7 protein-coding genes are annotated in these 8,415 nt (G+C 43.5%); 1 reads left to right on the forward strand and 6 read right to left on the reverse strand.

Features of this window, described 5'->3' with window-relative positions:
• The 6 genes from WBM98_RS08250 to WBM98_RS08275 all read right to left on the reverse strand — a co-directional run.
• A partial coding sequence (locus WBM98_RS08250) for a tRNA1(Val) (adenine(37)-N6)-methyltransferase (protein WP_424365547.1) occupies nt 1-455 on the reverse strand: 455 nt, incomplete at its 3' end.
• A gap of 306 nt (nt 456-761) precedes the next feature.
• Nucleotides 762-1,064: a GIY-YIG nuclease family protein gene (locus WBM98_RS08255; protein ID WP_424365548.1), complete on the reverse strand. Its 303-nt coding sequence runs from the start codon at nt 1,062-1,064 to the stop codon at nt 762-764.
• A gap of 101 nt (nt 1,065-1,165) precedes the next feature.
• Entirely contained in the window at nt 1,166-2,599 is a 1,434-nt protein-coding gene (locus WBM98_RS08260; RefSeq protein ID WP_424365549.1) for a sulfatase family protein, read from the reverse strand.
• 79 nt (nt 2,600-2,678) lie between these two features.
• On the reverse strand, nt 2,679-3,206 hold the full coding sequence (gene rimM, locus WBM98_RS08265; protein WP_424365550.1) for a ribosome maturation factor RimM: 528 nt from the start codon (nt 3,204-3,206) through the stop codon (nt 2,679-2,681).
• A 15-nt stretch (nt 3,207-3,221) separates the two neighbouring features.
• Nucleotides 3,222-3,875 carry a 30S ribosomal protein S16 gene (locus tag WBM98_RS08270; RefSeq protein WP_424365551.1) on the reverse strand — a complete coding sequence of 218 codons (654 nt, stop codon included), beginning with the start codon at nt 3,873-3,875 and terminating at the stop codon, nt 3,222-3,224.
• Nucleotides 3,876-3,995: 120 nt separating this feature from the next.
• Nucleotides 3,996-5,366 carry a sulfatase family protein gene (locus WBM98_RS08275; RefSeq protein ID WP_424365552.1) on the reverse strand — a complete coding sequence of 457 codons (1,371 nt, stop codon included), beginning with the start codon at nt 5,364-5,366 and terminating at the stop codon, nt 3,996-3,998.
• A 212-nt stretch (nt 5,367-5,578) separates the two neighbouring features.
• Here WBM98_RS08275 and dnaE point away from each other — a divergent pair.
• Nucleotides 5,579-8,415 (forward strand): DNA polymerase III subunit alpha (gene dnaE, locus WBM98_RS08280; RefSeq protein WP_424365553.1); only part of this gene is annotated, 2,837 nt, incomplete at its 3' end.

Below are 8,415 nucleotides of genomic sequence, written 5' to 3' on the forward strand. Positions count from 1 at the left end.
GGGGCAAGAAGCATCGAAACGCCCTCGATCAGCGCTTCAAAAGGTAGGGATTGGTTTTGTCGTGCGGTATCCCTTGCGAAATCTCCACTGCTAACATCTTCGGAAAAAAAAGGCGGATTGGAAACGATTAAATCGTACTGATCTTCAATCTCATCCATAAATTCATCCAATCCGGCATGGTAACAGAAAAGGCGGTCATCCCAAGGTGAGGCTTCAAAATTCTCCACACATTGTTCATAGGCATCTGCATTGATTTCCAGGGCATCAATAGTCTCGGCCCCACACCGTTGTGCCAGCATCAGTGCAAGTAAACCTGTGCCAGCCCCAATATCCAATATAGATTTAGGATGGCCTGCCAAGGAAGTCCATGCCCCCAGGAGTACGCCATCCGTGCCGATTTTCATGGCACAACGATCTTGGTGTATGATAAATTCTTTGAATTTGAAGGGTTTCATTTGAGCTGTGTTTCTCGTCGAGCGCAGTCAAGACGTGTTTTGATAACGGAATTCATAGCTCTCGACTGCGCTCGAACGGACATTTAGGGGTTTATAAGGCTAGTCAGTTTCTATCTATCTGTCATTTTTGTGCAGTAAGAAATCCATTTTAATTGTACCGATCAACTGCCAAATCCTTCCACTCAGGATTTTCTTTCTCTAAACAACTTATATTCTATTAGCATTTTTGTTTTTCTACTCTCGATAAGGTTTTTTCCATAGAATAAAGCTACGGTTTTGTCATTCCTGCGCAGGCAGGAATCCATTTTAATCGTACCAGTCAAAGGCTAAATAATCCCAGTTTGGATTATCTTCTTCAATTAAATTTATTTTCCATTGACGTTTCCATTTCTTTATTCTTTTCTCTCGGAGGATAGCATCCTGAACATACTGATAGCTTTCCATATAGACCAGAAGGTCTAATCCATAGTTACTTGTAAATCCTTCAATAAGTTTATTTTTATGTTCATATATCCTTCTTTGCAAATTATTGGTCATCCCAATGTACAATGTTCCATTCTTTTTATTGGTTAGAATATAAACATAATATTGATGCTGGAAAGTATACATTTTTAAATGTGGATTCCTGCCTACGCAGGAATGACAAAGTATTCGTTATTATGTAATATAAGTTTTCCTATGGATTCCGGCCTGCGCAGGAATGACAAATATTATTCTCCTTCAATCCGTCCAGGCTCCCTAGTCTCCGAGCCTTCCAGTTCCATTAAGGAATCCCCAAGACGTGACCGCATTTCATTGGCAATCACTTTTATTTCCTGCACAATGTTAGGATTTTCCTTGGCCACATTTTTGGTTTCACTGATGTCGTTCTCTACATCGTACAGTTCGATTTCTTCTAGATCGATCATACGATATTCGCCTGGCTGCCCATCTTTACCAGGTTCCTGCCCGTTCATGGTGCGATAGCGATGTGGGAAATAGAGTTTCCATTTGCCATAACGAACGCCGAAAAGTTCATTTACACGATAGTAAAAGAAATACGCCTTTTGAGGACTTTTTGTAGTTTCTCCTGAAATAACGTTCCAAACATCTTTCCCATCAATGGTCAGCTCGGGTAGTTGGGAATTGGTAAGTCGGGCAATGGTAGGTAACATATCGATGGCCATCACGGGGATATCGACTACCTTGCCGGCTTGTAATTTATCCGGATATTTGATGATAAAGGGTTCGCGCTGTCCACCTTCCCAAGCGGTACCCTTTCCTTCACGCAGGGGTAGGGCACTGCCGGCATGATTTCCGTATGCCAACCATGGGCCGTTGTCCGAAGTGAAAATCACAATGGTATTATCTTCGAGACCATTCTTTTTTAAGGCGTCCAAGATTTGGCCTACCGACCAATCGATTTCCATGATCACATCCCCATACAATCCCCTTTTAGATTTCCCTTTGAATTTCTCCGAAACGAACAAGGGTACATGGGGTTGTGGATGGGCTACATACAAAAAGAAGGGATTATCCTTGTTTTTATGGATGAAATCAACGCTCCGATCGGTAATTTGGGTGGTCAATTGTGATTGATCGATCAACGTGTCGATGACCGTTTCATTTTCATAGAGGGGTAGATCGGGGAAATTGAAAATGGGGCCTTGTTGCGGATGAAAGGGCCACATGTCATTGGAATAAGGAATGCCGAAATACTCGTCAAATCCATGCCGGTTCGGCATGAATTCAGGATAGTGTCCTAAATGCCACTTTCCGAAAATCGCAGTATGATAGCCATTGGCTTTCAGCATTTCGGCCATTGTGGTTTCAGTGCTATTGATACCATGGGTGTTTCCGGGCCCCAGAGCATTGTGTATGCCTATACGGTTTGGGTAACAGCCGGTCAAGATACCCGCACGTGATGCGGAACATACGGCTTGGGCCGAATAATAACTCGTTAGTTTTACTCCTTCAGAAGCCATTTGGTCCAAATGGGGGGTTTCGATATTAGGAGATCCAAATACCCCAACATCCTGATATCCTTGGTCATCGGTGAAGATCAATACGACATTGGGTGGCCGGGTTGGTATATCTGACTGGGAGTCTTTGTTCTTGCAGGCAAAAAAAACTACAAAAATGAGCGGAAATATATACTTCGACATGCAGTAAGGTTTTTTGGTCAAACCTAAATTTAGAGGAATTTATTCAGAATCTTTCTATAAAATAGAAATCAAGATCAATTTATGATAGATATAGTTCCACCAATCCCTCAGGTGTGGAAACCAAAATGGATTTCTTGGCGCGATCTACTTTGGTAATGATTTCATCATTGATCGGAATCAAGAGATCCTTTCCATCTTTATCCACCTCAAAAAGCGCTTGGGATGTTGTATCATTAATACTTTTAATAATCCCAATATCACCATGTACGGTGTCTATGACCGTGAAACCGATTACTTCGTGAAAATAGAATTTATCCCCTGTAAGTTTGGGTAGAAAAGTTAGGGGAAGATAAAGTTCAGAGCCCATGATTCGGTCTGCTTCATTTTCTGACTTTACCTCTTCAAAATCGATACGTAATAAGTTGGATTTATGGAGGCTACATTTTTCAATAAAAAATGGAACCAGATTGTTTCCGAGTGAAACAAAGACTGATTCCATATTTTCGTATAATTCGGGTTCATCGGTATCGAGCTTAACAAGTACCTCCCCTTTGAAACTATATTTTGAAACGATTTTACCTAAGTAGAAACAAGCCGACTTGTCCATCGTTTCCGTATTTATTTACTTTTTTTCCTTGGGGGCTTCAGGAGCTTTTTCCTCGGCCTCTGCTTCAACGACGGGTTCTTCAGCAACCGGCGCTTCAGCAGCAGGTGCTTCAACGACAGGTGCTTCAACGACAGGTGCTTCAGTGGCAGCTTCTTCAACTACTTCAGTAGCGGCTTCCTCAACAATAATTTCAGATTCTACGATCTCTTCGGGCACTTCCGCTTCAGCAGCGGCCAAGGCACGTTTTTCGTTCACTTCTTTTTCAGCGGCTAAGGCTTTGGCTTTTGCATCTGCTTTAACTTGATCAAGGCCACTGACCTTAGAGGCAACCGATTTTTCTTTCTCAGCCAACCAAGCATTGAATTTTTCTTCAGCCTGTTCTTCGGTCAAAGCACCTTTACGAACACCACCCAATAGGTGATGCTTTAATAAAACACCTTTATAGGAAAGAATAGCTCTTGCTGTATCTGTAGGTTGTGCTCCATTGTTCAACCATGTCACTGAATTGTCAACGTTGATTTCGATAGTTGCTGGATTGGTGTTGGGGTTGTAGATTCCTAGTTTTTCCAAGAATTTACCATCTCTTTTTGCACGCGCATCGGCAGCTACGATCCAATAAAAAGGTTTTCCTTTTTTTCCGTGTCTTTGTAATCTAATTTTTACTGGCATATCACATTAATTTTGTAGGGTGCCCGACCCTCGGTTATTAATTCTTCTTTTATTCCCTCAAAAAGGGGCTGCAAATATACTGTAATTCTTTAATTCGGCAATAGTTTTGAATAAATTACTTTATTCCCTTTCGGCCAATTGATCTTTGCCTTTGACCAAGTCGGATTTATGGTCTTCAACAAGCTTTTTGATTTGTGCTATAATTTCAGGGTGTTCCGCTGCGATATTGAAATTTTCCGAAATATCCTGATTTACATTATATAACATTGGAGGGTCGTGTACTTCGCGTTCCCCGAACTGCCCATACTCGCCTTGTGTGATAAAATGGGCCTTATAATCCCCGACTCGTACCGCGTATAATTCAGGTCCCCGGTAGTAGAGGATACTATTTCTCGGACTCGGTTTGTGGTGGAATAAAGTTTCACTTAAATCTTTCCCATCGATAATTCGGTCCTTTGGAAGGCCAACACCTGCCATGGCGCTAAAGGTGGTGAACAAATCCATCGTAGATCCCAATTCGCTGACCATGCCGGGTTCGATCAAACCCGGTCCCCAGAAAATGGCCGGTTCGCGCATACCGCCCTCCCAAGTGGTGCCTTTGCCCGCTTTAAGTGGTCCAGCACTGCCACTATGGGTCTTGAACGGTAACCAGGGCCCATTGTCAGAGGTGAAGATAACAACGGTATTTGCTGACAGCCCCTCTTCCTTTAAAGTTTTTAGGATTTGGCCGACCCCATTGTCTATTTCTTCGACTACATCACCATAGAGTCCACGTTTGCTGGAACCAAGAAAATGCTCTGAAGCGAACAAAGGGATATGGGGCAGATTATGGGCCAGGTATAAGAAGAAGGGTTTGTCTTTATGTTCTTTAATATAAGCAACAGCGGCTTCGTTATATCTTTTAGTAATATTATTCTGGTTCGCCGGACGTTCTATGATCTCAGTGTTGCGCAACAAGGGAACATTGTAATCTTCCGTTTTAAGGGCTTTTAGGTTTTGTTGCACTAACTCCTTATAATCGCCATGCCCTATATAATCCATATCGTTGGAGTAGGGAATGCCGAAATAGGAATCAAAACCATTGTTGGTGGGCAAGTATTGCGCTTTATGTCCCAGATGCCATTTGCCGATACAGGCCGAAGCGTACCCCGCTTTTTTGAGTTGTTCGGCCAAGGTAATTTCATTGGTGGGCAAGCCATTTTTACTGTCAGGAAACAAAACCCTATGGATATTGCTGCTCATACCACTGCGCACAGGAAGTCTCCCCGTTAGTAAGGCGGCCCTACTTGGGGTACATACACTGGCCCCTGCATAAAAATTCGTCCATTTCTGACCCTCATGGGCCATTCGGTCTAAATGTGGTGTGTTTATGCTTGGATTGCCGTAGGAACTCAAGTCTCCATAACCCAAATCATCGGCGAATATGATGATAAAATTAGGCCGGTTGGAAGGGTCTATTTGTCCGTGAATTAACGTTGGGCATAAGACCATGCCCAAGATTAGAGAAAAAAACAACTTATTTAGAAAAAAGGTATAGGCCATTAGATCGAATGTTAACAAGGCATCAATGTACGGTATTTGTGGATTGATAAAAAGGAAGTACCTTAGAATTTCAGTTGATAACTCCTGATAACTACCTTTTTGTCTGGGGCGCCTTTTGTATATTTTTATAACCACTTTTTTCCACTTCAAAAACACATTGGATGTACCTTATTTTTGACACCGAGACCACTGGTTTGCCCAAGCGATGGGATGCACCTTTTACCGATGTGGATAATTGGCCTCGTTGTATACAGATAGCCTGGCAATTACACGATGCCATGGGAAATCTGATTGAAAGTCAGGATTATCTGGTGCGCCCCGATGGGTTCAATATTCCCTATGATGCGGAACAGATCCATGGTATTTCAACGGAACTGGCCGTTCAAAAAGGGATTCCCTTGGCCGAGGTACTGGAGCTCTTCAATACGGCCATGGCGAAAACAAAATTCATCATTGGGCAAAATGTAGGTTTCGATATCAATATCATGGGGGCCGAATACCACCGTTTAGGTATTGTGAATCCCTTACAGGAACTACCGGTTTTGGATACCTGTAGCGAAGAGACCGCCTTACTTTGTAAAATTCCGGGTGGGCGAGGAGGTAAGTTCAAACTACCTACGCTGACCGAGCTTCATGAACATCTTTTTAATGAACCTTTTGAGGAAGCCCACAATGCTACTGCGGATGTCGAAGCCACGACGCGCTGTTTTTTCGAATTGGTGCGTCAAAACCACTTTACCCAGGAGCAACTGGATGTACAACCTGACTATTTTCAAAAATTCTCGGAAGCCAATCCAAAGCAGATTGCCCTCATTGGTATAAAGCACATCAATCTTAAAAAAGCATCCAAGAAGATAGCAGATGCACTATGGGATAAGGATACTGGTGGCGTTTCTGAGGAAGAGATTCAGGAGAATATCGAGAGTCTCTCCGATACCCCATTCGTGCATTTGCACAACCATTCCCAGTTTTCTGTCCTACAATCGACGATCAATATCAAGGATTTGGTACAATCGGCGGCCAAAAACCATATGCCGGCGGTCGCCTTGACCGACCATGCGAATATGATGGGGGCCTTCCATTTTGTCAAAGCGGTAATGGCGCATAACAAATCGGTAAAGGAAAAAACTGTCAAAGCTTTGGAAAAAGGCGAGGAAACGAAAGAAATGTTGATTACACCAATTATCGGATGTGAATTTTTCGTTTGTGAGGACCATACCAACAAAAGTGTTAAGGATTATGGCTATCAAATAGTCCTTTTAGCCAAGAATAAGAAGGGCTATCATAATTTGGCCAAGATGTCTTCCATTGCCTATACCGATGGATTTTATTATGTGCCAAGAATCGACAGGAACATCATACAGAAGTACAAGGAAGATATCATTGTATTGACGGGCAACCTTTATGGGGAAGTACCGGGTAAGATTTTGAACGTGGGTGAAAAGCAGGCCGAGGAAGCCCTGTTCTGGTGGAAAGAGCAGTTTGGTGATGATCTTTATATAGAGATCATGCGGCATGGTCAGGAAGATGAAGACCGTGTGAATAAGGTGTTGATCGACTTTGCAACCAGGCACCAGGTCAAGATGGTGGCAACGAACAATACCTATTATTGTGCGAAGAAAGACGCGGAAGCCCATGATATTCTGCTTTGTGTAAAGGATGGGGAAAAACAGGCTACGCCCATTGGTCGTGGTCGTGGTTACCGCTACGGGCTGCCGAATCAGGAGTATTATTTTAAGTCTTCTGAGGAAATGATCGAGTTGTTCAAGGATTTACCAGCGTCTATCCTGAATATACAGGAAATCATAGATAAGATAGAATCCTATGATTTGGCCAGGGATGTACTGTTGCCCAAATTCGATATCCCGGCCAATTTTAAGATAGTTGAAGATGAGGCCGATGGGGGCAAACGTGGTGAAAATGCCTATTTACGACATATCACTTATGAAGGGGCAAAAAGAAGGTACGGGGAGCTTACCCCGGAAATCGAGGAGCGCATCGAATTTGAATTAAAGACCATTGAAAATTCTGGGTATCCCGGTTATTTTCTGATTGTGGAGGATTTTATTCGGGAAGCCCGAAAAATGGATGTTTCGGTAGGTCCGGGTCGGGGTTCAGCTGCAGGATCCGTGGTGGCTTACTGCCTTGCCATCACCAACATAGATCCCTTGAAATATGATTTGCTTTTTGAGCGGTTCTTGAATCCCGATAGGGTATCAATGCCCGATATCGATATCGATTTTGATGATGAAGGTCGAGGGCGTGTCATGGATTATGTGATCAACAAATACGGCGCCAACCAAGTGGCACAGATCATTACGTATGGTACCATGGCCGCAAAATCCTCGATTCGTGATACGGCCAGGGTATTGGATCTACCCTTGGGGGATGCCGATCGTATTGCAAAGTTGATTCCGACCATGTCAAAACTCGGTAAGATCTTTGGGGTTCCCGAAGCAGAACTGAAGAAGAAATTCAGGGCCGAGGAAATGGAAAAGGTCAACCATTTATTGAATATTGCCGATGGGGATGACCTTGAGGGCCAGACCGTGAATATGGCCAGGATTTTGGAAGGCTCCTTGCGAAATACGGGAATCCACGCTTGTGGGGTGATCATCACGCCCGATGATATCACCAATTTCGTTCCCGTTGCCACGGCCAAGGATTCCGATCTGTACGTCACCCAATTCGATAACTCGGTGGTGGAAAGTGCCGGTTTGTTGAAAATGGATTTCCTTGGGTTGAAAACCTTGACCTTGATCAAGGACACCGTGAAGATCGTCAAGGCCAAGCACGGCATCGATTTGGTGCCCGATGATTTTCCCTTAGATGATGTAAAGACCTACGAACTCTTTCAAAGAGGGGATACCGTAGGAATCTTCCAGTACGAATCCGCTGGGATGCAAAAGCATTTAAAGGAACTGAAACCAACGGTATTCGAGGATCTTATTGCCATGAATGCCCTGTATCGTCCAGGACCCATGGAGTACATTCCCAG

The sequence above is a fragment of the Maribacter sp. genome (assembly GCF_049667165.1).
Classification (GTDB): domain Bacteria; phylum Bacteroidota; class Bacteroidia; order Flavobacteriales; family Flavobacteriaceae; genus Maribacter_A.

Bases quoted from the DNA above. Each gene is read 5' to 3' on its own strand.
- WBM98_RS08255 (WP_424365548.1), bottom strand. From the start codon at position 1,064: ATGTATACTTTCCAGCATCAATATTATGTTTATATTCTAACCAATAAA.
- WBM98_RS08260 (WP_424365549.1), bottom strand. From the start codon at position 2,599: ATGTCGAAGTATATATTTCCGCTCATTTTTGTAGTTTTTTTTGCCTGC.
- rimM (WP_424365550.1), bottom strand. From the start codon at position 3,206: ATGGACAAGTCGGCTTGTTTCTACTTAGGTAAAATCGTTTCAAAATAT.
- WBM98_RS08270 (WP_424365551.1), bottom strand. From the start codon at position 3,875: ATGCCAGTAAAAATTAGATTACAAAGACACGGAAAAAAAGGAAAACCT.
- WBM98_RS08275 (WP_424365552.1), bottom strand. From the start codon at position 5,366: ATGGTCTTATGCCCAACGTTAATTCACGGACAAATAGACCCTTCCAAC.